Below are 23,561 nucleotides of genomic sequence, written 5' to 3'. Positions count from 1 at the left end.
ATGCTCCTGATGCTGATGCTGGCGAGCGCGGTGGCGCTGGCGCTGCTGCATGTGCCACGGCGGCTCTGGTCGCTGGTCGGCGCCGCGCTGATGCTGGGCGCGGCGGGCTATGCGTGGCAGGGCGCGCCGACGCTGCCCGGCCATCCGGTAAAAGCCGATCGCGAGGCGCTGGTCAGCGATGCCGCGATCATCGACCTGCGCACCGACATGTTCGGGCGCTACGGGGCGGAGGGGGCGTATCTGACCGCCGCCGATGCCATGGCGCGCGTGGGATCGTCACGATACGAGGTGGAGACGATCCTGGGAGCGCTGCGCGGCGCGCCGAAAAGCGTGCAGCTCTGGACGGCCCTGGGCGATGCGCTGGTCCGCCATGATGGGGGTCGGGTGTCACCCGCCGCGCGACTGGCCTTCGACCAGGCGAACCGGCTCGATCCGCGCCATCCGGGGCCTTATTTCTTCCTGGGCGTCGCGCTGGTGCGGAGCGGCGACCTGGCGGGCGCGGAGCGCTGCTGGACGCGGGCGCTGGAGCGGACGCACCCCCAGGCGAATTATCGCCCGGCGGTCGCGGAGCGGCTGGCGATGGTGCGCCAGCTCATCGCGGCGACCGGCAGGCGATAGGAGCGTCCGCGGCTTACTTGCCGCGTCCGGTCTTCTCCTGCAGCGCATCGATCCGCTTGGAGGCATCCGCCTTGGTCAGCGAATCGTCGAATTCCTCGCCGGCTTCCTCGCTCAGCGTCTTCAGATAACTGGCCTGCGCGCCGGTCATCGGCTCGTCGCCGGTGGTCCAGTCATTGGGGTCCTTCTCGGCGTTGGAGAAGGGTTCGCTCTTGGGATTGGCGGTGTCGGTCATGCTGGGTCCTTTCGCCGGCATCAACCTCTGCGTTCGTGCGATGTTCCGGTCGCAAGTCATGGTGACGGCGTCATAAAATCTTCCATGCCCAATGGTGACATGGATTGCCGTCGAATGGCGGGACGGGCCCGGGCCGGGCATGTCCCGTTGCGGGTGCGGGGGAGCCATGCTAATCGCGCCGTCTGATGTCAGCGCTGGAAAGTGCGTTTTTCGCCATGAAATTCCTGATACGTTTCCCGGATCGATCGTACCGCCGGTGAGCACCGCCACCCCGAGCGCGATCGCGTCCGACCCCGCCGCCGTCGTGTCGCCGACCCACGGCCACCATCATCATCCCAAACAGGGCCTCGCCAAGCTGGCGCTGGGCGCGATCGGTGTCGTCTATGGCGATATCGGCACCAGCCCGCTCTACGCGATGAAGGAGGTGTTCGTCGGCCATCATCCGCTGACGGTCGACCAGCTCCATATCTTCGGCGTGGTCAGCCTGATCTTCTGGTCGCTGTTCCTGATCGTCACGGTCAAATATGTCCTGACCATCCTGCGCGCCGACAATAATGGCGAGGGCGGCAGCCTGGCGCTGCTCGCTCTCATCCAGCGGCGCAGCGGCGCGGGGCGAAAATGGGGCACCAGCCTGGTGATCCTGGGCGTACTGGCGACGGCCCTGTTCTTCGGCGACTGCATGATCACGCCCGCCATCTCGGTCATGTCGGCGGTCGAGGGGCTGGCGACGGTCGAGCAGGGCTTCGACGCCTTCGTCATCCCGGTGTCGGTCGCGATTCTGGTCGGCCTGTTCTATATCCAGTCGAGCGGCACGGCACGGGTCGGCAAGCTGTTCGGCCCGGTGATGCTGGTCTATTTCGTCGTGCTGACGCTGCTCGGCCTGATGCAGATCTTCGCCCGGCCCGAGGTGCTGCTGGCGCTCGACCCGCGCTGGGCGTTCCGCTTCGCCGCGGAGGATGGCGGCCTCGCCTTCCTCGCGCTCGGCTCGGTGGTGCTGGCGGTGACGGGGGCGGAGGCGCTCTATGCCGATATGGGCCATTTCGGCCGCCGCCCGATCGAGGTGGCGTGGCTCTATCTCGTCTTCCCGGCGCTGATGATCAACTATCTGGGGCAGGGCGCGCTGCTGCTCGCCTCGCCCAGCGCGGCGGAGAATCCGTTCTTCCTGATGGCGCCGGAAAGCTGGCGGCTGCCGCTGGTGATCCTGGCGACCATGGCGACCGTCATCGCCAGCCAGGCGGTCATCACCGGCGCCTTCTCGGTGGTGCAGCAGGCGGTGCAGCTCGGCCTGATGCCGCGCCTGCGCATCGAACATACCAGCGCGTCGGAGGCGGGGCAGATCTACATCCCGGTCGCCAACTGGACGCTGATGATCATGGTCGTGCTGCTGATCTTCGGCTTCCGCGAATCGTCCAACCTCGCGGCGGCCTATGGCATCGCCGTCACCGGCACGATGTTCATCAGCACCTGCATGGTCGCCGTGCTGATCAAGCGCGTGTGGCAATGGCCGACCTGGCTGGTGATCGTCGGCACCACGATCTTCCTGGCGATCGACGGCCTGTATTTCGCGTCCAACCTGACCAAGGTGCCGGACGGCGGCTGGTTCCCGCTGCTGATCGGCGTGATCGTCTTCACCGTGCTGACCACCTGGTCCAAGGGGCGCAAGCTGATGATGGAGCGGCTGCGCGAGGATGCGATGCCGATGAAGGTCTTCATCGATTCGGCCGCCGCCTCCGCCACCCGCGTGCCGGGCACCGCCGTGTTCATGACCTCGACGCCCGACGGCGTGCCGCACGCGCTGCTCCACAATCTGAAGCACAACAAGGTGCTGCACGAGCGGATCGTGCTGCTGACCGTGAAGATCGCCGACCAGCCCTATTGGCCCGATGCCGACCGGGTGAAGAAGGAGACGCTGGGCGAGGGCTTCCACCGGATCGTGCTGCGCTTCGGCTTCATGGAGGAGCCGGACGTGCCCGCGGCGCTGAAACAGGCGGCGGGGCCGGAAAAGGCGTTCCGGATGATGGACACCAGCTTCTTCCTGTCGCGGCAGACGCTGCTGCCCTCCGACCGGCCGGGCATGGCGCTGTGGCGCGAAAAGCTGTTCGCCTGGATGCTGCGCAACGCCGAAGGGGCGATGGAATTCTTCCGCCTGCCGACCAACCGGGTGGTCGAGCTCGGCAGTCAGGTGGAGATTTGAGCGGGGAGGGGGCGTTCGTCCCCGCCCCCATCATCGTCACCGCGCTGTTCGGCCGAGCCGACCAGGGCTGGTTCGACGCGCAGCGCGCCGCCTATTTTCCGCCCGAACGCAATGTGCTGGCGGCACATTGCACGCTCTTCCACCACTTGCCACCGTCCAGCGCCGCCGAGTTGAAGCATCGCCTGACCCAGGCGACGCGGGGCGTCCGCGCACCCGATGCCAAGGTCGGCGGCCTGATGTCGCTGGGCCGGGGCGTCGCCTATCGGATCGACTGCCCGATGCTGACCGGCATCCGCGCCGATCTGGTCGATGCCTTTGCCGGGATGCTGACGCCGCAGGATGCCGGCGGCTGGCGACCGCATGTCACCATCCAGAACAAGGTCGACCCCAAGGTCGCGAAGCTGTTGCTCGGCCGCTTGCAGGCGGAGTTCCAGCCGCGTGCGGTCGGGGTCGCGGGGCTGGCGGCCTGGTGGTATCGCGGGGGCCCCTGGGAATTGCTGTCGCGTCATTTGTTCGCTTGACGCCACCGACAAGCCTGCTAAACGCGCGCCTCCACGGTGGAGCCAACGCCTTATGGCGAAGTAGCTCAGCTGGTTAGAGCACGGGAATCATAATCCTGGGGTCGGGGGTTCAAGTCCCTCCTTCGCTACCACCGTGGCCTTTTCTTCAGGCCGGATCGCGCATCACGCGTCGCCTGAAATCTCAAAACATTCATAGGGATCGTTCGCGATCAGCAGGCTGTCGCTGCGCGCCAGCGCGGCCAGCGTCAGGTCGTGCGCGGCGGCATGGTCGATCGCCAGCGTCGTCGGTGCGGAGATGCCGACCAGCAGCGGCGCGCGGGCGACCAGTGCCTTGTCGACCATCTCGAAGCTGATTCGCGACGTGACGAGCAGGAAGCCGTCGACCGCCCGACCGCGGATCGCCAAATCGCCGACCAGCTTGTCGAGCGCATTGTGACGGCCGACATCCTCGAAGGCGGCGAGGATATGTCCCTCCCGGTCGCAGGCGACGGCGGCATGGACCGCGCCGGTCGCAGCGTTGAGCGGCTGATGCGCGCGCAAGGCCGCCAGCGCCGTGAACAAAGCCTCCGGCGCCACTTGTGGGCGGGGCGCGGGCAGGGCGGGGCGGCGGAGCTGCTCCAGTCCGGCGATGCCGCACAGGCCGCAACTCGTATCGCTGGTGCGATGGCGTACACGGTCATGGATACGGCCGCTGCATCGCTCCGACAGGGCGACGCGGACGATCCAGCCCGCCTCAGCCTCGAACGGCTCGACCGCTATCACATCGGCCGCCTCATCGGCCAGCCGCTCGGTCAGCAGGAAGCCGGTGGCGAAGGCCGTCAGGTCCGCCGGCGTCATCATCATCACCGCATAGCCCAGTCCGTCGACCTCGATCGCGACGGGCGCCTCGATCGCGACCTGGCGTTCGCCGGGGGCGATGTGGTCGGGCCGGACGATGCGGATGGGGCGGGTCTTGGTGGTCATGGGCATTTCCAACGCGATTCCTTCCCCGGCGGGGGAGGAATGAAGGGACTTACGCCGAGGCGTAGCGCCGTCCCGCCAGCGCCTCCAGGTCATCCGGCGTGTTGACGTTGGGGATCGGCGCATCGGGCACGATCGGCAGCGCGCCGATGCTCCGCGCCCAGCGTCGGACCGAGCGATCCGGCGCGGTTTCGATATGCCCCAGCAACTGCGCGCCAAGCGCCGCCGGCCAGTGGCCCAGGATCGGCGCCTCGCTGCAATAGGCCGGGGCACGGCGCAGCAGCGCCTCGATCAGCCCGTCGGGCACCACCGGCATGTCGCAACCGATCGTCAGCACGCAGCGATAGCCATGCGTGCAGCCATAATCGAGCGCCGCCGCAATCCCGCCCAGCGGTCCAAGGCCTGCGCGCGGCAGGTCGGGCAGGCCGCCCATCCGCTCGCCCACCACCACGATCGAATCGACATGCGGGCGCAGCCGGTCGGCGGCGTGATGCAGCAGGTCGCGGCCGTCCAGCGTCGCTGCCGCCTTGTCCGACCCGAAGCGGGAGGATTGCCCCCCCGCCAGGACCGCGCCCAGCACCCGGCTCATGCCCGCACGCGTACCGGTACCGACTTGCCCGCCGGCACATGGCTTTCCAGCGCATGATGCTCCAGCGGGATCAGATAGTTGAGCTCGGGATAATAGCCGCCCAGATTGCCCGCTGGGATGTTGTATTCGACGACGCGCAGACCCTCGACCGTGCGGTCGACGCCGTCCTCGGCATCGCTCTCCAGCGCCACCTTGTCGCCTTCCTTCAATCCCAGCCGGGCCATGTCGTCGCGGTTCATCATCACCACCATGCGCGTGCCCCGGATGCCGCGGAAACGGTCGTCATAGCCATAGATGGTGGTGTTGAACTGGTCGTTGGAGCGCAGCGTGATCAGCCGGAACCGCCCGTCCTTGTCCGCGAAGCCGGAGGCGTTGAGCGCGCGCGGCACATTGAATTCCGCCTTGCCGCTTTCCGTCTCCCATTTCCGATGCGATGCGGGGTTGCCCTTCCAGAAGCCGCCGGGTTCGAACAAACGCTCGTTGAAATTGGCGAACTTGTCCGGATAGCAATTCTCGATCGCGGTCCGGACCAGGCCATAATCGCCGACCCAGGCGTCCCAGGGGACATTGGGGTTGGGCGGCAGCACCGCCTTGGCGATGCCGGCGACGATCGCCGGTTCGGACAACAGCGTTTCGGACGCCGGCTTCACTTTGCCGACCGAGCCATAGATGTGGCTGAACGAATCCTCCATCGACACCGCCTGCCGGCCAGTCGCCTGCATATCCTGTTCCGAGCGGCCCAGGCAGGGGAGGATCCAGCTTTCCTGGCCCGGCACGAGCTGGCTCTTGTTGAGCTTGGTGGCGATATGGACGGTGATCGGCAGCTTGGCCCAGGCCTCTTTCATCTTGGCATGTTCGGGCGTGGCGCGCAGGAAATTGCCGCCGAGCTGGACGAAGCCCTGACACTCGCCCGAAATGATCGCGCGGCAGCTTTCCACCGTGTCCCAGCCCTTTTCGGTCGGGGGATCGAACTGGAACAATGTCTTCAGCCGCTCGACGGGGGCGAGCTCGGTCTTCTCGGTGATGCCGACGGTACGCTGGCCCTGCACGTTGCTATGCCCGCGCACCGGTCCCGGTCCTGCGCCCTCGCGACCAATATTGCCGCGCAGCATCAGGAAGTTGGTGAGCACGAACAGGCTGTCCATGCCATAGCGATGCTGGGTGATGCCCATGCCATAGACGGCGATGACCCGCTCGGCGCGCATATAGACGCGCGCCGCCGCCTCGATCGCACCGCGCGTCAGGCCGCTGGCATGGGTCAGTTCGTCCCAGTCGGCCCGACGGCAATAGTCGGCGAACGCCTCGAACCGCACGGTATGCTGTTCGACGAAATGATGGTCGACCACGCGCGTGCCGCCATGGGCGATGGCATGGTCGTCCGCCTCGATCACCAATTTGCACATGCCGACGATGGCCGCGATGTCGCCGCCGGCATGGAGTTGATGATATTGGGTCGAGATCTTGGTTTCCTGCCCCGCGATCATGTCGAGCGGGCTCTGCGGATCGGCGAACCGCTCCCAGCCGCGCTCCCGCAGCGGATTGAAGGTAACGATCTCGACGCCCCGGTCGCGGCAGGATTTGAGCGTGTGAAGCATCCGGGGAGCGTTGGTGCCGACATTCTGCCCGAAGCAGAAGATCGCGTCGCACTTGTCGTAATCCTCCATCTGGATCGTCGCGACCGGCGATCCGATCGCCGCCTTCAGCCCGACCGAAGTGGTCTCGTGGCACATGTTCGACGAATCGGGCAGGTTCTGCTGCCCCCACATCCGCGCGAACAGCGAATACATGAACGAGGTTTCGAGCGAGGCCCGGCCCGAGGAGTAAAGCACGACCTTCTTGGGGTCGCAGGCCTTCAGCTTGGCGCCGATCGCGGCGAACGCCTCGTCCCAGCTGGCGGCGACATATTTGTCGGTCGCGCGGTCGTAGCGCATCGGGTGGGTCAGCCGCCCGGTCTTCTCCAGGTCGTAATCCGGCCATTCGGCCATTTCCGACACGGTATGCTGCTGGAACAGGGCGGGGGTGGCGCGGTGCTTGGTCAGCTCCCAGGCGGTGGCCTTGGCGCCGTTCTCGCAGAATTCGGCGATATGCGGCTTGGCGGGTTTGCCCCAGGCGCAGGACACGCACATGAAGCCCTCGGGCTTGTTCTGGCGGCGCAATGTGTCGAGCACGTCGATACCCGGCCGCTCGCCCGGCAGGACCTCGACCATGCCGCGCATCGATCCCCAGCCACCGGCGGGAGCGGTGTACGGCTTGATGACGATATCCTGGCCGCTCATCGAGTCGCGCTCGCCCTCTTCGCGCCCGTGCTGATCGTGGGCGTGCTGGTCGTCCATCGGGTGTTCGTCGTGCATGATAATCCTCCGCCTGACCTGCCAACGATCGGAGGGCATGGGAGTGCCGTGACGTTTCCGTCATCCGGTTCATTTTTGGTGTCCAAGCGCCTACATGGACGCAAACACCTCTAGGACGATCGGTATCATGGCGACTCATTCCACCCGTATGCTCATCCTCGGCTCCGGCCCGGCGGGCCTGTCCGCCGCCATCTATGGCGCGCGGGCGGGGATGAAGCCGATCGTGGTCCAGGGCATCCAGCCGGGCGGCCAGCTGACCACCACCACGGAAGTCGAGAATTATCCGGGCTTCGCCGACGTCATCCAGGGCCCCTGGCTGATGGAGCAGATGCAGAAACAGGCCGAGCATGTCGGCACCACGCTGATGTGGGACACGATCGTCTCGGTCGACCTGTCGCGCCGCCCGTTCCGGCTGATCGGCGATGGCGGCGACGTCTATGAGGGCGAGGTGCTGGTGATCGCCACCGGTGCGCAGGCCAAGTGGCTCGGCCTCGATTCGGAAGAGGCGATGAAGGGCAAGGGCGTGTCGGCCTGCGCGACCTGCGACGGCTTCTTCTATCGCGGCAAGAAGGTGGCGGTGATCGGCGGCGGCAACACCGCGGTCGAGGAGGCGCTGTATCTGACCAACCACAGCGACGACGTGACGCTGATCCACCGCCGCGATTCGCTGCGGGCCGAGCGTATCCTGCAGGAGCGTCTGTTCGCGCATCCCAACATCACGGTGCTGTGGAACAAGGAGGTCCGCACCTTCGTCGACGGCGGCGGCACCGCCGGGCTGGTCGCGCTCGACCTGGAGGACACGGTGACGGGCGAGCATAGCCGGCTGGATGTCGAGGGCGGCTTCGTCGCGATCGGCCACCATCCCGCCACCGAGCTGTTCCGCGGCCATCTGGCGCTGGACGATGACGGCTATATCGCGGTCGAGACGGGTTCGACCCGCACCAGCGTGGCCGGTGTGTTCGCCTGTGGCGACGTGGCGGACAAGGTCTATCGCCAGGCGGTGACGGCGGCGGGCACCGGCTGCATGGCCGCGCTGGACGCCGAGCGCTTCCTCCAGGCGGAGGAATTCGCCGAGCTGAAGCAGGCGGCGGAGTAACGGCTGCCCATCTGCTTTCCCTTCTGTTCCCCGGCGAAGGCCGGGGCCCAGGTGGGAAGGCCTTCGTAAGGAAGCGTCCCCCAACTGGACCCCGGCCTTCGCCGGGGAACAGAGGCACGCCTTACTTGGCGCAGGTGTCTGCCGGACCCGGATCGAGGTCCAGGCAGCGGCCATCCACCCCCGGCGTCTTCAAGCCGATCGTCGCGCCCAGCGTCGGCACGATGTCGACCGTCTCCACCGACAAGGGCTGTTCGAACGGCGTCATCCCCTTGCGCCAGAACAGGATCGGCACGCGGCGGTCATAATCCCAGGGGCTGCCATGCGTCTCGACATAGCCGGGGCCCGGCTTCTCGATCGTGGTGACGCGCGGCTTGAGCAGGATCAGCAGGTCGCCCGACCGTTCCGGGTCGAAGGAGGATCGCGCCCGCTCCGCCAGCGTCCAGGTCTCGGGCGGGGTGGTCGGCCAGGGAGTGGCGGCGATCTCGTCGCGGGTCAGCGCGGCGGCGACCTGCGGCATCGCGCTGTAGCGGCGCTTCGCCTCCGCCAGCACACGGGCGCGGACCGGCTGGGGCAGGTTGCGGTCGACATAGATGTCGCTTTCCGCACCGAGCAGCACCGGCCCCTCCAGCTTCATCTGCTGCGCGATCGCCGCGCCGACCGTCTTGGCCTGGAGTTCGGGCGAGACATGCGTTTCCATCGGCATGGCGCGTTCGACCTGCCGCTCGGTCATGTCGTGCGCGCCGTGGTCGGCGGTCAGCATCACCTCATAATCCACGCCGCTCTGGTCCAGCACCTCGAAGAAGCCGGCCAGCGCCTGGTCGAGCTGGTCCATCTGGATGCACATCTCGGTGCCCTGGGTGCCGCGCGAATGGCCGATATAGTCGGTCGCGGACAGGCCGATCGCGATCAGGTCGGGGGCGGGGCCCTTGCCCAGCTTCATGTCCTGCACCAGCCCGGCGGCCATCGCCAGGACGGCCGCATCGGCGGCGGGCGAGGCGCGGAAGGCGGTGGCGTCGCCCGCCTCGCGTTCGAACCGGCCCTGGCCGAGCGTGACGTTGTTGACCGTGATCGCCCGGTCCAGCGGCTTGCACCAATTGGGCAGGGGCAGCGCGGTCTGCGGCCGGGCGATCAGCGCCGCTACCGTGTCGCGGGTCCGCTGCACGACCGGCGGCACCGCGCGGCCGGCGAAGGAGCTGTAGGTCTTGCCGTCCCACCACCACAGCTCGTCGACCTTGTGGCCGCCCATCATCACCGCCGCCCGGTCCTTGCCCGCGACCGACACGACTCGCGAGGCGGGGTTGGCCGCCTTCATCCGCTCGCCGAGCGTCGGCACCTTCAGCGTGCGGTCGGTGACGGTGTATTTGGTGTGGGTCGAGCCGGGGACCGACGTGTCCTCCGCGCAATAGACCACCTTGTCCTCCAGCCCGACCGACTGGTCGATCCAGTTATTGGCGATGATGCCGGTATGCGCGGGGCGATAGCCGGTCAGGATCGTCGAATGGCCGGGGCAGGTCTCGGTCGCCGCATGGCTCTGATAGCCGGACGGAAACACCGCGCCGTTCAGCAGCCGCGCCATGCCGCCGGTGAAGTGGTTGCGATATTGCGCGAACAGGTCGGCGGAAAACTGGTCGACCGAGATGGCGACGATCAGCTTCGGCGCGGGCCGGGGGGACGCCGGTGCGGTCGCGGTCGCCTGGGTCTGCGCCAGCACGGGCGCGGCGGAGGCGAGGAGCAGGGCGGCGGCGAGCATGACAGGCGACTTCATCGACGATCCTTGGTGCGGGGGGCAGGCTTCGCTATGGAACGCTGACCCACAGGAGACAAGACGGCCCCATGACAGCCTGGTTTTGCCGGATGATGACGGTTCTGGCGTTCTTCGTCGCTCTTCCTGCGCTGGCGCAGGCCCCGGGGGAGACGCATCTGGCGATGACGATCGCCGCCGAAAGCGCGACCCCGCGCGCCGGCGGTACGGTGACGCTGGCGCTCGCCGCCAAGCCGCAGGCCGGCTGGCACGGCTATTGGAAGAATCCGGGCGATGCCGGGATCGAGACGCTGGCCGAATGGACCCTGCCCAAGGGCGCGTCGGCGGGGCCGCTCCGCTATCCGGTGCCGCAGCGGCTGACCGTCGCCGGGCTGATGAACTATGTCTATGAACAGCCCTTCGCGCTGCTGGTCGACCTGAAGGTGCCGGCGGGGCTGGCGGTCGGTACGCCGCTGCCGATCCGGGTGAAGCTCGACTATCTGGTCTGCACCGACACGGTCTGCGTGCCCGAACGGCAGACGCTGTCCACCACCCTGACGGTCGGCGACGGCAGCATCGCGCCCGCCGACCGCGCCCGGTTCGACAGCTGGCGGCGGCGGCTGCCGCGTCCGCTGGGATCGACCGCCACCTATCAGGTGGTCGGCAAGCAGTTGCGCCTGTCGGTGCCGTTCCCGGCCGATGCGCCGATCGACAAGCCCTATTTCTACCCCGCCGATGCGGGCAGCATCGCGATGGCCGCCCCCCAAAAGGTCACGCGCGATGGCGACCGGCTGATCGTCGAGACGGACGCCGCCGCCACCGCACCGACCGCGCCGATCGCGGGCGTGCTGGCGACCGCGCCGGGCGAGGGGCTGGCGCTGACCGCCAAGCCCGGCACCGTCGCCGCCTCCACGACCTCGCAAGGCGCGGCCACGGCGGGGCAGGCGGCCACCGCGATCCTGGCGTTCCTGGGTGCGGTGCTGGGCGGGCTGATCCTCAACATCATGCCCTGCGTCTTCCCGATCCTGAGCCTCAAGGCGCTGAGCCTGGCGCGGGGCGGCGGGACCGAGCGGGAGGCGCGGGGCGAGGCTCTGGCCTATACGGCGGGCGTGGTGCTGGTCTGCCTGGCGCTGGGCGGCGGCTTGCTGGCGATCCGCGCTGCGGGTTCGACGGCGGGCTGGGCGTTCCAGTTGCAGGACCCGCGCGTCATCGGCGTGCTGCTGCTGCTGGTGGGGGGCATCGCGCTCAACCTGGCCGGGCTGTTCGAACTGCCGACGCCGCGCTTCGCGGGGGAGAGCGGCGCGACCGGCGCCTTCGCCACCGGCGCGCTCGCGGCCTTCGTTGCGACGCCGTGTACCGGGCCGTTCATGGGCGCGGCGCTGGGCGCGGCGCTGGTGCTGCCGACCTTCGCAGCGCTGCTGATCTTCGCCGGGCTGGGGCTGGGGATCGCGCTGCCGTTCCTGCTCATCGGCTTCGTGCCGGCCTTGCGGCGGCGACTGCCCAAGCCGGGGCCGTGGATGGCGCGGCTGCGGCGCATCCTGTCGGTGCCGATGCTGCTGACCGCGCTCGGCCTCGCCTGGATTCTGGGGCGGCAGGCGGGCGTCGACGGCATGACCCTGGGCCTCGCCGCGCTGCTGCTGGCGGCGCTCGGCCTGTGGTGGACCGGCCGGCTCCAGAGCATCGGCCGCGAACGCGTCTGGGCGCCGGGGCTGGTCGCGCTGCTGCTGGCGGTCGCGGGCGTGATGACCGTCCGCCCCGCCGCCGCCAGCGCGGAGGCGAGCCTTGCCGGCGCGGAGCCGTTCAGCGAGGCGCGGCTTGCCACCCTGCGCGCGGAAGGCAAGCCGGTCTTCGCCTATTTCACCGCCGACTGGTGCCTGACCTGCAAGGTCAATGAGAAGACCGCGATCGAGACCGCCGCCGTCGCCGACTCCTTCCGCCGGGGCAAGGTCGCGGTGATGGTCGGCGACTGGACGGATGGCGACCCGGCGCTCGGCCGCTTCATCGAGGCGCACAACCGCGCCGGCGTGCCGCTCTACCTCTGGTACGCCCCCGGCGCCAAGGAACCGCGCGTGTTGCCACAGGTGCTGACCACCGGCACGCTGACCGCGCTGTCCGAGGGGACGTGACAATCTAAATCGCCATGGACGCACGTTAAGACCGAAACCGTCCCTTCCCCCTCTTGTGCGACGCGGCGAACTGCCGCAGCATCGTTTGCCGGCCGGTCGCCTCGACCGGGCCGTCAGGGAGAATGATGATCGTCGCGATGGGGACAGTGGCATTCGACGAGATCATGGGGAGCGACGGCGCGGCGCGCGCCGAACTGGCGGCGCTGGGACGCTGGCTCCAGACCACGCCCGAAAGCGAATTGCGTCGCCGCCAGGCTGCGGCGGAGGCGGCCTTTCGCCAATTGGGGATCACCTTCGCCGTCTATGGCGAGAGCGAGGCGAGCGAGCGGATCATCCCGTTCGACATCGTGCCGCGCGTCTTCCTGCCCGGCGAATGGGCGCGCCTGTCCGAGGGGCTGGTGCAGCGGGTGGAGGCGATCAACGCCTTTCTCGAGGACATTTATGGCGAGCGGCGCATCCTGAAGGACGGGGTGCTGCCGGAGGATCTGATCTTCGGCAATCCGCAATTCCGGCCGGAGATCGCGGGGATGCGGCCGCCGCACGGCGTCTGGGCGCATATCTGCGGCATCGATCTGGTGCGCACCGGCCCGGACGAATTCTACGTGCTGGAGGATAATGCCCGCACGCCGTCGGGCGTCAGCTACATGCTGGAGAATCGGGAGGCGATGCTGCGCCTCTGCCCCGAGCTGTTCCGCAACTTCCGCGTCGCGGCGGTCGACAGCTATCCCGACCGGCTGCTGGAGACGATGAAGTCGGTGGCGCCCGAGGGGGTGTCCGCGCCGACCTGCGTCGTGCTGACGCCGGGCCATTACAACTCGGCCTATTACGAGCACAGCTTCCTGGCCGATTCGATGGGGATCGAGCTGGTCGAGGCGGCCGATCTGGTGGTGGACGATGATATCGTCTGGATGCGGACGATCGCGGGCCGGGTGAAGGTCGATGTGATCTATCGCCGGGTCGACGACGATTTCCTCGATCCGCTGGTGTTCCGCCCCGATTCGCGACTGGGCGTGCCCGGCCTGATCGCCGCCTATGCCGCCGGCAATGTTGCGATCATCAACGCACCGGGCAACGGCATCGCCGACGACAAGGCGATCTACAGCTACATGCCGGAGATCGTCCGCTATTATTCGGGCGGCGAGGCGAAGCTGCCCAATGTCGAGACCTGGCGCTGCCGCGAGCCGCAGGCGCTTCGCTATGTGCTCGACCATCTGCCGGAACTGGTGGTCAAGCTGGTCGACGGGTCGGGCGGCTATGGGATGCTGGTCGGCCCGACCGCCAGCACGGCCGAGATCGAGCAGTTCCGCGCCGCGCTGATCGCCGAGCCGCATCGCTATATCGCGCAGCCGACCCTGGCCCTGTCGACCGTGCCGACCATGGCGGATCGCGGCCTGGCCCCGCGCCATGTCGATTTCCGTCCCTTCCTCCTCACCGGATCGCGCGGCGTGCAGGTGGTGCCGGGTGGCCTGACCCGCGTGGCGCTGCGCGAGGGATCGCTGGTCGTCAATTCCAGCCAGGGCGGCGGCACCAAGGACAGTTTCGTGCTGATGGAGGCACCGGACGAACGCAGCCAGAGCCAAAGCCAGAGCCTGGGCACCATGACCCAGGTCCAGACGCTGGGCGGCGCGGCATGCTGAGCCGGACCGCATCCTCGCTCTACTGGCTGGGGCGTTATTTCGAGCGGGCCGACTTCATCGCCCGGCTGGTCGAGGCGACGGTGCGGCTCGACGTGCTGTCGGCGCGCCCGGCGGGGCAGGCGGCCTGGGCCTCGGCGCTGGCGGTGACCGACACGACCCAGGCCTTCGCGACCGGCGGCCGCGAGTTGCGCCGGCGCGAGGTCGCCAGGTTCCTGACCGTGGAGACCAGCCATCCCGGCTCGATCGTCCGCTGCGTCGAGATGGCGCGGCTCAACGCCCGTGCGGTGCGCACCGCGCTGACGCGCGAGGCCTGGACCGCGATCAACCAGGCCTGGCTGACCTTCGCGGCCAAGCCCTCGGCCGACGACCCCACCGCCGTGCTGGCGCTGACCGATGCGGTGAAGCACGAGACGCGCGGGTTCGAGGGTGCGGTGCACCGGATGCTTCGCAACCAGACCACCTGGTTCATCCGCCTGGGCCAGGCGGTGGAGCGCGCCGACAACACCGCGCGGCTGCTCGACGTGAAGTACCACATCCTGCTGCCGGCGGGCGAGCGGATCGGCGGCGTGGTCGATCGCGACCAGTGGACCACGATCCTCCAGACCGTGTCGGCGGTGACCGCCTATCGCTGGCTCTATTCGGACGGGCTTGCCCCGGCGAACGTCATCGACCTGCTGATCGCGCGCGCCGAACTGCCGCGCAGTCTCGCCGCGTCGGTCGAGGAGACGGTGGACGTGCTGGGGATGCTGGCGCGGCGCACCGGCCTGCACGGCGAGGCGGACCGGATGGCGCGGCTGCGCGCCTCGCGCATGGTCAAGACCCGGTCGGGTGAGGTGATCGCGGCCGGGCTGCACCAATATCTACAGAATTTCATTGAAGAGAATGCGCTGCTGCACGGCGCGATCGGCCGGCAGTTCAAGTTCATGTGATCAGGGACATGGCCATCGGCCCAGGGGTAGGGCCGATGGTTCGAACAGGGGCATCGTAAAGACATGCGGATGACGATCGAGCATCGGGCGGTCTATCGCCTCGCGGGTGCGCAGGCCGGCCTGGTCCAGGCCCTGCGCCTTACGCCGCCGACCAGCGACGACCAGACGGTGGTGCGCTGGCGGATCGATGTCGATCGCGACGCCCGGATGCGGCCGGGGCGCGACGGCTTCGGCAATGCGGTGACGATGCTCTATGTCGATACGCCGCTCGACACGCTGGCGATCGAGGTGACGGGCGAGGTGCTGACCAGCAATGCGCATGGCGTGCTGCGCGGCGTGGCCGAGCAACTGCCGCCCGCGCTGTTCCTGCGCGCGACCGAGGCGACGCCCGTCGATCCCGCCATCGCCGCCTTCGCGCAGGAAACCGGGGCGGAGCTGAAGCCGCTCGGCGCGCTCCACGCCATCAACACGGCGCTGCACGACCGATTCGCCATCGTATCGGCCGGCGACCCGTCGCGCACGCTGGGCGAGGCCTTCGCCAGCGGGACAGTCGATCCGGTCGAGATGGTCCATATCTTCCTGGTCGCCGCGCGCAGTCTGGGGCGGCCGGCGCGCTATGTCTCCGGCTATTGCCAGCATGGTGACGCGCCGGTCGCCAGCCCGCATGGCTGGGCGGAGGCCTATGTCGAGGGGATCGGCTGGATCGGCTTCGATCCCCTGCTCGGCCGCTCGCCGGAGGAAGCCCATGTCCGCCTCGCCACGGCGCTGGATGCCGGAGGCGCGAGCCCGGTCGCGGGCGCGCCGGTGATCGAGGCATAGGGGTCGCGCAGCAGCGCAGGGAGCATGGAAGTGTAGGGACGGCCGGGGCCGGTCATCCCGCTTGCCTTCGTCATCATGGTCCTGAGGGTTGTGCAACGGTCCCCTTGGCCGCAGCGCATTCTTCCGGCCATCGCCTCTCAAGATCAAACACCACGCGTGCCGATTACCCCCTGACGCGGGCGCGCGGGCGGCCTATGTTGGGGGCAATGCTTCCGCTTCGATCCGCCTTCGCCATGGGTGCCCACCGTGGCTGACACTCTCGACATGGACGCGCCGCCGCCCTTCGACCTGCCGATGCCTGCGCCCGCCGCCGCGGCGGCCCCGGCGCCCGAGGCGTATCGGGTGCTGGCCCGCAAATATCGGCCGCAGACCTTCTCGCAGCTGATCGGGCAGGACGCGATGGTTCAGACCCTGGGCAATGCGATCAAGCGCGACCGGCTGGCCCATGCCTTTCTGATGACCGGTGTGCGCGGGGTGGGCAAGACCTCCACCGCGCGGCTGATCGCCAAGGCGCTGAACTGCGTTGGCCCGGACGGGCAGGGCGGCCCGACGATCGATCCGTGCGGGGTGTGCGAGCCATGCCGCGCGATCGCGGAGGGGCGGCATATCGACGTGATCGAGATGGACGCCGCCTCGCATACCGGCGTCGACGATGTGCGCGAGATCATCGAGGCGTCGCGCTATGCGGCGGTGGCGGCGCGCTTCAAGATCTACATCATCGACGAAGTCCATATGCTGTCGAAGAACGCGTTCAACGCGCTTCTGAAGACGCTGGAGGAACCGCCCGCCCATGTGAAGTTCCTGTTCGCGACGACCGAGGTCAACAAGGTGCCGATCACGGTGCTGTCGCGCTGCCAGCGCTTCGACCTGCGGCGCATCCCGGCGGAGAAGCTGGCGGAGCATTTCGCCAAGGTCTGCGAGGCCGAGGGCGTGACGGCGGAGGCAGAAGCGCTGGCGCTGGTCGCGCGCGCGGCGGAGGGGTCGGCGCGCGACGGCCTGTCGATCCTGGATCAGGCGATCGCCCATGCCGGGCTGGAGGGCGGCGGCGTCTCGGCCGAGGCGGTACGCCAGATGCTCGGCCTGTCGGATCGCGGCGCGGTGCGCGACCTGTTCGGCCTGCTGCTCGCCGGCAATGCGGTCGAGGCGCTCGCCAGCCTGCGCCGGCAATATGATCACGGCGTCGATCCGGTGTCGGTGCTGCGCGCGCTGATGGAGATGGTGCACGGCGTCACCCTGACCAAGGTCGGCGGCGCGGACGATCCGGCCCAGGCGCTGGAGGAGCGCGAGGCGCGGCGCGACTGGGCGACCAGGCTCTCCTTCCCCGTGCTGCACCGGCTCTGGCAGTTGACGTTGAAGGGGCATGACGAGGTGGCGCAGGCGGCGCTGCCGATCGAGGCGGCGGAGATGGCGCTGCTGCGCGTCATCCATGCCTCGCAATTGCCCGATCCCGGCGAATTGGCGCGCAAGATCGCCGAGGGCGGGGTGCTGGCCGCACCGGCGGCGGCCGCGCCGGCCCCGGCACCGGCCGCTGCGCCGGCCGCACCCGTCTCGCTCATCCCGGCCGATTTCCCGGCGATGGTCGAGGCGCTGGACGCCGCCAACCAGCTCGCGCTGGTCGCACGGCTGCGACAGGGCGCGCGGCTGGTGCGCTATGCACCGCCGGAACTTGTGTTCAGCGGCTCGCGCCCCATCTCGGCCGACACGCTGTCGGATTTGGCCGCCGCGCTGAAGGCGATGACGCGCCAGGTCTGGAAGATCACGCTGGAGGATGCGCCGGGCGAGCCGACGCTGAACGAAGCCGATGCGGCGGCGGACGAGGCGCGACGTCAGGCCATGCTGAAGACCGAACTGGTCCAGGCGGCGATGGCGGCCTTCCCCGACGCCGAACTGGTGTGGAATAGCCAAAGGAGTAGCATGTGAACAATCTCGACGACATTCTGGCGATGGCGCAGAACGTCCAGAACGAGCTGCAAAAGGCGCAGGCCAGCCTCGACACGATCGAGGTCGAGGGTGTGTCGGGCGGGGGTCTGGTCAAGGTGAAGGCGTCCGCCAAGGGCCGGATCATCGGCATCGCGATCGACGATTCGCTGATGCAGGTCTCCGAAAAGGGGATGCTGGAGGATCTGCTGACGGCAGCCTTCAACGATGCGCGTGGCAAGGCGGACGCGGTATCGGGTGCGGAGATGTCGAAGATGACCAACGGCCTGCCGCTGCCGCCGGGGTTCAAGCTGCCGTTCTGACCCGTTTCGGGACTGGAACAAGATGTTGATCCATGGCGTTTTTCCGATCCTGACAGGAGAGGAGAGCCGCCATGGCCGAGGAACGCTACACCACGACCGACACCCGTCCGACGACCACGATCATCGAGCGCCGCAGTGGCGGCGGCGGCACCGCGCTGATCGCGATCGTGTTGCTGATCGCGGTGGTGATCGGTGGCATCTACCTGTTCGGCCGCCAGGGGTCCGAGAACCGCAAGGACGCCGCGATCAGCTCCGCCGCCAAGAGCGTCGGCGGCGCGGCCGACAAGGTCGGCGACGCGGTCGAGGGCAAGTAAGCATATGGGGCGGGCTTCGGTCCGCCCCGCTTCCCGGCATCGGATGAACGCGCGGAGCGTGTCCGGTGTCGTGCCGCAAGCCTGTGGTGATGCGCTGCATGAGGTTCTGTCCGAACCCCGATGACAGGGACGGCAGACCCGAACCCCTGCACATCCTTCGCATCACTTCTACGACAGGCAGCGATCCAAGCCGCCCCGCCGTACCACGCCCACATATCGCGCCAGCACATTGCCATGCCGGCGGACGAAGCCACGTGGATCGATGGCGGCGCGCTTCTTGGGCAGGGGCAGGACGGCGGCGATGCGCGCGGCCTCCAGCGGGGTCAGGTGCGATGCGTCATGACCGAAATAGCGCATCGCCCCGGCATTGGCGCCATAGGTGCCGATCCCCGTCTCGGCGATGTTGAGATAGACCTCCATGATCCGGCGCTTGCCCCAGAGATGCTCGATCAGGAAGGTGAACCAGGCCTCCACCGCCTTGCGCAGATAGCCGCCGCCCTGGAACAGGAAGGCGTTCTTCGCGGTCTGCTGGCTGATCGTCGATCCGCCCCGGATGCGGCCGCCCTCCGCATTGCGCATCGCCGCCGCGCCGATCGCGCGGAAGTCGAAGCCGGAATGCGAGCAGAAGCGCGAATCCTCGCCGGCGATGGCGGCGCGCGCCATGTTCGGGTCCATCTCCGACAGCGGCATCCAGTCCTTGGTGACGCTGCGCCCGCCGATCACGTCGCCCAGCATCGTGAAGGTGAAGGGCGGCGGCACGAGGCGATAAGCCAGCACCCACAGCACCGAACCGAGCATGAAGACCAGGGCCGCCTTGAGCAGCCAGCGGAAGAACCAGAGCATGGCCGCGATCCTTATCGCGCCGCTGCCCGGCATCAAGGGGGCGGGTCAGCGACCGGCGTGGGCGATCACCGTTTCGGCGGCCGCGATGCCAGTCTGATAGGCGCCGTGCGCGGTGGAGAAATCCTGTGGGGAGCAGGCCTCGCCCGCGAAGAACAGCCGGTCGTCCACCGGTTCGGCCAGGATTGCCCGCGCGTTCCGATGGCCGATCCGGGCATGGCTGTAGCTGCCGCCGATATGCGGTTCGTGCCGCCAGTGCGTGGCGATGGCGGGGTGCAGGCGTCGTCGCCAGTCGCTGCCGAGCAGGGCGACCAGTTCGTCGATCGCGAAGGCGGTGGCGTCCGCCTCCGTCGCCAAGGCTTCCGCGCAATCGCCACCGAAGAAGCTTTCGACGATCGGATGGCCGAACGGGGAGAGCCGGTGGCTGGCGGTGCAGGCGCGGTGCGGATCGCCGGTCAGATGCGCGCCGGCCGGCCAGATCGGCCGGTCGACGGTGAGGAAGACCTTGTCCGCCAGCCCGAGCGGCAGGGCATCGGCCGCTGCCTGCTTGGCGGGAAGCGCCGGGTTGAAGCTGAGGGCGCCGCTGGCCAACACGGTGGTTGGTACCGCGACGATCACCCGGTCCGCCTCGATCGTGCCGTCCGGCGTGTCGAGCCGCAGGCACCGGCCCCGATGATCGATACGGTGGACTGGCGTCGACCATCGCACCGGCAGGCTCTCGGCGTGACCGGCGACCAGCGTGCCATAGCCATCGGGCAGCGTCCAATTGTCGTCGGTCGCCGCATCCTCATAAGCCGCCCAATCGTGCAGCGATACGCGGGCGAGCGGCGCGCCGTTCACATAGCCGGAGATCGCGTCGAGATGCGGTCGCCACGGATCGTCGGCCGCGACGAAGTCGGACAGGGGCCGGTCGGGTCCATCCAGCGCGGCATGGGCGGCGTCTTCCCAACGCTGCCAGGCTGTGCCGAACGCCTGTTGCGCCTCGGGCGGAAAGCCCAGGTCGCGCCATTGCGTGTCCCAATTGGGTGAGGACCGGTCGATGGCGAAGCCGGCACGCTCGGCGATCCGCGTCCAGGGATTGCGCCCCGCGCTGTGCAGCCAGCCGCAGCCAAGATCGACCATGGCCACGCCGCCACCCGCAAGGGGGATGGCATGGCTGTGCGCCCGGCCGCCGAGGCGATCGCTCGCCTCGACCAGCAGCACGTCATGGCCCGCATCGTGCAGATGCCGGGTCGCGGCGATCCCGGCCGCACCGCCGCCGATGACGACGGTGCCGACCATGTCAGGCCGCCGCGAGCAGCCGCTTCTCGCCGGCGATCCGCATCATCGCCTTTTGCAGCTTCTCGAAGGCGCGGACCTCGATCTGGCGGACGCGTTCGCGGCTGACGCCATAGACCTGGCTCAGCTCCTCCAGCGTCTTGGGATCATCGGTCAGGCGACGTTCGGTCAGGATATGCTTCTCGCGGTCGTTCAGGTCGTCCATCGCCGACACCAGCATGTCGTGGCGGACATCCTTTTCCTGCTGCTCGGCGACGATGCTGTCCTGCAGCGGCGCATCGTCCGCCAGCCAATCCTGCCACTGGCCCTCGCCATCCTCGCGCATCGGCACGTTGAGCGAGGTGTCGCCGCCCATCGCCATGCGACGGTTCATCGACACGACCTCAGTCTCGGTCACGCCCAGGTCGGTGGCGATCTTGGTCACGTCCTCGGGGCGCAGGTCGCCGTCCTCGAACGCGTCGAGCTTGGACTTCATGCGGCGCAGGTTGAAGAACAGCTTCTTTTGCGCGGCGGTGGTGCCCATCTTCACCAGGCTCCACGAACGCAGGATATATTCCTGTATTGAGGCGCGGATCCACCACATCGCATAGGTGGCCAGGCGGAAGCCGCGATCGGGCTCGAACTTCTTCACGCCCTGCATCAGGCCGATATTGCCCTCGGAGATCAGCTCCGAGGTCGGCAGGCCATAGCCGCGATAGCCCATCGCGATCTTGGCGACGAGGCGCAGGTGGCTGGTGACCAGCCGCGCGGCCGCATCGGTATCACCATGCTCCTGGAACCGCTTGGCCAGCATATATTCCTCCTCCGGCTGGAGGAGCGGAAACTTGCGGATTTCGGACAGATACCGGTTCAGGCTCTGCTCGCCGCCCAGAGCAGGAATCGTCGCCGGGACGTTCGAGCCTTTCGCCATGATCAATTCCCTTTCCTGAAGAGGTGCTCGCCGCAGCGCGGCATACACCTGCTATTTATACGTGAAGATGACTGAACAGTTCCTGCATATCGGGCGGCATCGCACTTTCGAACGCCATTTTGACCCCGCTGATCGGATGGATGAAGCCGATCAGCGCCGCATGCAGCGCCTGCCGCTTGAAATCCAGCGACTCCGTCACCGTCCGCGTCCACCCCTTGGGACGGCCATAGACGGGATCGCCGAGCAGCGCATGGCCGATCGACGCCATATGGACGCGCACTTGGTGCGTCCGCCCCGTCTCCAGCCGGCATTCGACCAAAGCCGAATCGCGCAGCGGCTGGATGGTCGTGAAATGGGTGACGGCACGCTTGCCGCCGGCGACGATCGCGATCTTCTTGCGGTTCTGCGGACTGCGCGCCAGCGGCGCGTCGACCGTTCCCGCCGCCGGGCGCGGCACGCCGCCGGTGATCGCCTTGTAGCGCCGGTCGATCGAATGCGCGGCGAACTGCTTGGCCAGCCCCTCATGCGCACGGTCGGTCTTGGCGGCCACCATCAGCCCGCTGGTATCCTTGTCGATCCGGTGGACGATGCCCGGCCGCGCCACCCCGCCAATGCCCGACAGCGAGCCCCGGCAATGATGGAGCAGCGCGTTCACGAGCGTGCCGTCGAGATTGCCCGCCGCCGGGTGCACGACCAGCCCGGCCGGCTTGTCGACGACGATTAGATGCTCGTCCTCATAGGCGATGACGAGCGGAATATCCTGCGCCTCGTTATGCGCCGCGGCCGGCACGGGCACCGCGACCGCGAAGGTCGCGCCCGCCGCCGCGCGCTTGGCGGGGTCGCGCGCCAGCACCTCGCCCTGGCTGACCGCGCCGGAGGCGATCAGCACCTTCAGCCGCTCGCGCGACAGCGTCGGCACGGCATCGGCCAGTGCACGGTCGAGACGCCAGCCATCCGCCGTGGGCGTGATGGTCGCGTGGATGATGGAAACCCCCCGGTCCATGAGCTAGCCTAGATGGCGATGGCGTTGCGGATTTCAAGCATGATCCTGGAGCGGATCACGGCGGAGGCGATGGCCTCTCCGGATCGGGAGGTCTGCGGCCTGCTGCTCGGCACGGGCGACCGGGTTCTGGAGGCGCGGTCCTGTCGCAACGTCGCCGCCGACCCGGCCATGCGGTTCGAGATCGATCCGGCCGCCCTGCTCGCCGCGCATCGGGCGGCGCGGCGCGGCGGCCCGGCGGTGATCGGCCATTATCACTCGCATCCCAGCGGCCTGGCCGAACCCTCGCCCCGCGACGCCGCCGATGCCGTGGCGGACGGCAGCATCTGGCTGATCGCGGCGGGCGGGCGAGTGACCGGCTGGAGCGCGGTGGAGAATGGCGCGCTGCACGGCCGGTTCGTGCCGCTTCGCTTGCACGGCGCGGCCGGGCGGGCCACAGGGTAGGGGACATGTCGTCCACAGGAACCCGCGCGTGACCATCAGCCCCGTCGATTTCGCCAGCCTGCTCTGCTCGCGCCTGTGCCATGACCTGTTGTCGCCCGTCGGCGCGCTCAACAACGGGCTGGAGCTGATGGCGGACGAGACCGACCCGGCGATGCGCGAGCGTTGCATGGAGCTGCTGGCCGAAAGCGCCCGCACCTCCGCCAACAAGCTGAAATTCTTCCGCCTGGCGTTCGGCGCGGCGGGCGGTTTCGGCGACATGCTCGACCCGCGCGAGGCGCGCATCGCGATCGAGGGGCTGTTGAGCGACGCGCGCCGTACCCAGCTCGGCTGGATGGTCGAGGCGGAGGCACTGCCCAAGGCGGCGGTCAAGGTGCTGCTCAACCTGGCGATGATCGCCAATGAGGCGCTGGTGCGCGGCGGACAGCTGGACATCGGCGCGGAGGCGGCCGGCGGCCGGATCGAGATCGTCGTGCGGATCGAGGGGCAGCGGATCATCCTCGATCCCGAACTGCGCGCCATGCTGACCGGCGGGCTGGCGGCGAGCGCGCTCGTGTCGCGCACGGCGGCGGCCTATATGATCCACGAGCTGGTCGCGGGGTCGGGCGGCTCGGACGGATCGGTGATGATCTCCGAGCCCGCGCCGAATGTGATGATTTTCGGGGCGGTGATGGTCGCCGGGTAAAGGCGGTCTTAACGTCTTTCGGGCCATGAGGGTGGTGGAA

General features: G+C 68.4%; 22 protein-coding genes and 1 tRNA gene. 14 read left to right on the top strand and 9 right to left on the bottom strand.

The window, feature by feature from the left end:
• Nucleotides 1-618, top strand: coding sequence for a hypothetical protein (locus QE452_RS10655; RefSeq protein WP_309657856.1), 618 nt, complete (start codon nucleotides 1-3; stop codon nucleotides 616-618).
• A gap of 13 nt (nucleotides 619-631) precedes the next feature.
• Here the strand turns inward: QE452_RS10655 and QE452_RS10650 are convergent, their stop codons facing one another.
• The gene (locus QE452_RS10650; protein WP_125995502.1) at nucleotides 632-850 is read right to left on the bottom strand and encodes a DUF3072 domain-containing protein; all 219 of its coding nucleotides are present in this window, start codon (nucleotides 848-850) and stop codon (nucleotides 632-634) included.
• Nucleotides 851-1,130: 280 nt separating this feature from the next.
• Between QE452_RS10650 and QE452_RS10645 the strand changes: the two genes are divergently transcribed.
• From QE452_RS10645 to QE452_RS10635, 3 genes are all read left to right on the top strand, one after another.
• Nucleotides 1,131-3,044 carry a potassium transporter Kup gene (locus tag QE452_RS10645; protein WP_405052796.1) on the top strand — a complete coding sequence of 638 codons (1,914 nt, stop codon included), beginning with the start codon at nucleotides 1,131-1,133 and terminating at the stop codon, nucleotides 3,042-3,044.
• Entirely contained in the window at nucleotides 3,041-3,565 is a 525-nt protein-coding gene (locus QE452_RS10640) for a 2'-5' RNA ligase family protein (protein ID WP_309657857.1), read from the top strand. Before QE452_RS10645 ends, QE452_RS10640 begins: the two co-directional genes overlap by 4 nt.
• A gap of 54 nt (nucleotides 3,566-3,619) precedes the next feature.
• Nucleotides 3,620-3,696, top strand: a tRNA-Met gene (locus QE452_RS10635).
• Between the two features lie 31 nt (nucleotides 3,697-3,727).
• Here QE452_RS10635 and fdhD read toward each other — a convergent pair.
• Genes fdhD through QE452_RS10620 form a run of 3 tightly spaced genes read right to left on the bottom strand, consistent with a single transcriptional unit; the run spans nucleotide 3,728 to nucleotide 7,390 of the window.
• Nucleotides 3,728-4,528: a formate dehydrogenase accessory sulfurtransferase FdhD gene (gene fdhD / locus QE452_RS10630; RefSeq protein ID WP_309657858.1), complete on the bottom strand. Its 801-nt coding sequence runs from the start codon at nucleotides 4,526-4,528 to the stop codon at nucleotides 3,728-3,730.
• A 49-nt stretch (nucleotides 4,529-4,577) separates the two neighbouring features.
• A complete protein-coding gene (locus QE452_RS10625; protein ID WP_309657859.1) occupies nucleotides 4,578-5,114 on the bottom strand; it encodes a molybdenum cofactor guanylyltransferase in 537 nt (178 codons plus the stop codon).
• Nucleotides 5,111-7,390 (bottom strand): FdhF/YdeP family oxidoreductase, encoded by a 2,280-nt coding sequence (locus tag QE452_RS10620; protein ID WP_309658130.1) that lies wholly within the window; start codon nucleotides 7,388-7,390, stop codon nucleotides 5,111-5,113. The genes QE452_RS10625 and QE452_RS10620 overlap by 4 nt, the downstream gene beginning before the upstream one ends.
• A gap of 202 nt (nucleotides 7,391-7,592) precedes the next feature.
• Between QE452_RS10620 and trxB the strand changes: the two genes are divergently transcribed.
• Nucleotides 7,593-8,561, top strand: coding sequence for a thioredoxin-disulfide reductase (gene trxB, locus QE452_RS10615; protein ID WP_309657860.1), 969 nt, complete (start codon nucleotides 7,593-7,595; stop codon nucleotides 8,559-8,561).
• Nucleotides 8,562-8,682: 121 nt separating this feature from the next.
• Here trxB and QE452_RS10610 read toward each other — a convergent pair whose 3' ends face one another.
• Nucleotides 8,683-10,326, bottom strand: a complete 1,644-nt coding sequence (locus QE452_RS10610) for an alkaline phosphatase family protein (protein WP_309730024.1) — start codon at nucleotides 10,324-10,326, stop codon at nucleotides 8,683-8,685.
• 68 nt (nucleotides 10,327-10,394) lie between these two features.
• On the opposite strand from QE452_RS10610, the gene QE452_RS10605 reads away from it, so the two are divergent.
• From QE452_RS10605 to QE452_RS10575, 7 genes are all read left to right on the top strand, one after another.
• The gene (locus tag QE452_RS10605) at nucleotides 10,395-12,428 is read left to right on the top strand and encodes a protein-disulfide reductase DsbD domain-containing protein (protein ID WP_309730021.1); all 2,034 of its coding nucleotides are present in this window, start codon (nucleotides 10,395-10,397) and stop codon (nucleotides 12,426-12,428) included.
• A gap of 137 nt (nucleotides 12,429-12,565) precedes the next feature.
• Entirely contained in the window at nucleotides 12,566-14,065 is a 1,500-nt protein-coding gene (locus tag QE452_RS10600; RefSeq protein ID WP_309657863.1) for a circularly permuted type 2 ATP-grasp protein, read from the top strand.
• Nucleotides 14,059-14,994, top strand: a complete 936-nt coding sequence (locus QE452_RS10595) for an alpha-E domain-containing protein (protein ID WP_309657864.1) — start codon at nucleotides 14,059-14,061, stop codon at nucleotides 14,992-14,994. Before QE452_RS10600 ends, QE452_RS10595 begins: the two co-directional genes overlap by 7 nt.
• Before the next feature lie 69 nt (nucleotides 14,995-15,063).
• Nucleotides 15,064-15,813 carry a transglutaminase family protein gene (locus QE452_RS10590; RefSeq protein ID WP_309657865.1) on the top strand — a complete coding sequence of 250 codons (750 nt, stop codon included), beginning with the start codon at nucleotides 15,064-15,066 and terminating at the stop codon, nucleotides 15,811-15,813.
• A 294-nt stretch (nucleotides 15,814-16,107) separates the two neighbouring features.
• Nucleotides 16,108-17,733 carry a DNA polymerase III subunit gamma/tau gene (locus tag QE452_RS10585; protein ID WP_309658131.1) on the top strand — a complete coding sequence of 542 codons (1,626 nt, stop codon included), beginning with the start codon at nucleotides 16,108-16,110 and terminating at the stop codon, nucleotides 17,731-17,733.
• Nucleotides 17,730-18,053 (top strand): YbaB/EbfC family nucleoid-associated protein, encoded by a 324-nt coding sequence (locus QE452_RS10580; protein WP_125995529.1) that lies wholly within the window; start codon nucleotides 17,730-17,732, stop codon nucleotides 18,051-18,053. Before QE452_RS10585 ends, QE452_RS10580 begins: the two co-directional genes overlap by 4 nt.
• 71 nt (nucleotides 18,054-18,124) lie before the next feature.
• Complete coding sequence (locus QE452_RS10575) at nucleotides 18,125-18,367, top strand: hypothetical protein (RefSeq protein ID WP_309657866.1); 243 nt, start codon at nucleotides 18,125-18,127, stop codon at nucleotides 18,365-18,367.
• 168 nt (nucleotides 18,368-18,535) lie between these two features.
• Here QE452_RS10575 and mtgA read toward each other — a convergent pair whose 3' ends face one another.
• From mtgA to QE452_RS10555, 4 genes are read right to left on the bottom strand one after another with little or no spacing between them, the layout of a single operon-like run.
• Nucleotides 18,536-19,210, bottom strand: coding sequence for a monofunctional biosynthetic peptidoglycan transglycosylase (gene mtgA / locus QE452_RS10570; protein WP_125995669.1), 675 nt, complete (start codon nucleotides 19,208-19,210; stop codon nucleotides 18,536-18,538).
• A gap of 45 nt (nucleotides 19,211-19,255) precedes the next feature.
• Entirely contained in the window at nucleotides 19,256-20,488 is a 1,233-nt protein-coding gene (locus QE452_RS10565; RefSeq protein ID WP_309657867.1) for an NAD(P)/FAD-dependent oxidoreductase, read from the bottom strand.
• Nucleotide 20,489: 1 nt separating this feature from the next.
• A complete protein-coding gene (rpoH, locus tag QE452_RS10560; RefSeq protein ID WP_125995671.1) occupies nucleotides 20,490-21,395 on the bottom strand; it encodes an RNA polymerase sigma factor RpoH in 906 nt (301 codons plus the stop codon).
• 55 nt (nucleotides 21,396-21,450) lie between these two features.
• Nucleotides 21,451-22,398, bottom strand: coding sequence for an RluA family pseudouridine synthase (locus tag QE452_RS10555; protein ID WP_309657868.1), 948 nt, complete (start codon nucleotides 22,396-22,398; stop codon nucleotides 21,451-21,453).
• A 39-nt stretch (nucleotides 22,399-22,437) separates the two neighbouring features.
• On the opposite strand from QE452_RS10555, the gene QE452_RS10550 reads away from it, so the two are divergent.
• Together QE452_RS10550 and QE452_RS10545 are read left to right on the top strand one after the other, a co-directional pair.
• A complete protein-coding gene (locus tag QE452_RS10550; RefSeq protein ID WP_405052760.1) occupies nucleotides 22,438-22,839 on the top strand; it encodes a M67 family metallopeptidase in 402 nt (133 codons plus the stop codon).
• Nucleotides 22,840-22,867: 28 nt separating this feature from the next.
• Nucleotides 22,868-23,521: a histidine phosphotransferase family protein gene (locus QE452_RS10545; RefSeq protein ID WP_309657869.1), complete on the top strand. Its 654-nt coding sequence runs from the start codon at nucleotides 22,868-22,870 to the stop codon at nucleotides 23,519-23,521.
• Nucleotides 23,522-23,561 lie beyond the last annotated feature (40 nt).

The sequence above is a fragment of the Sphingomonas sp. SORGH_AS_0438 genome (assembly GCF_031453475.1).
In the GTDB taxonomy this organism is placed as follows: Bacteria; Pseudomonadota; Alphaproteobacteria; order Sphingomonadales; family Sphingomonadaceae; genus Sphingomonas.
The sequence above is the reverse complement of the archived record's forward strand: the minus strand, read 5'-3'. Positions and strand labels throughout refer to the sequence as shown.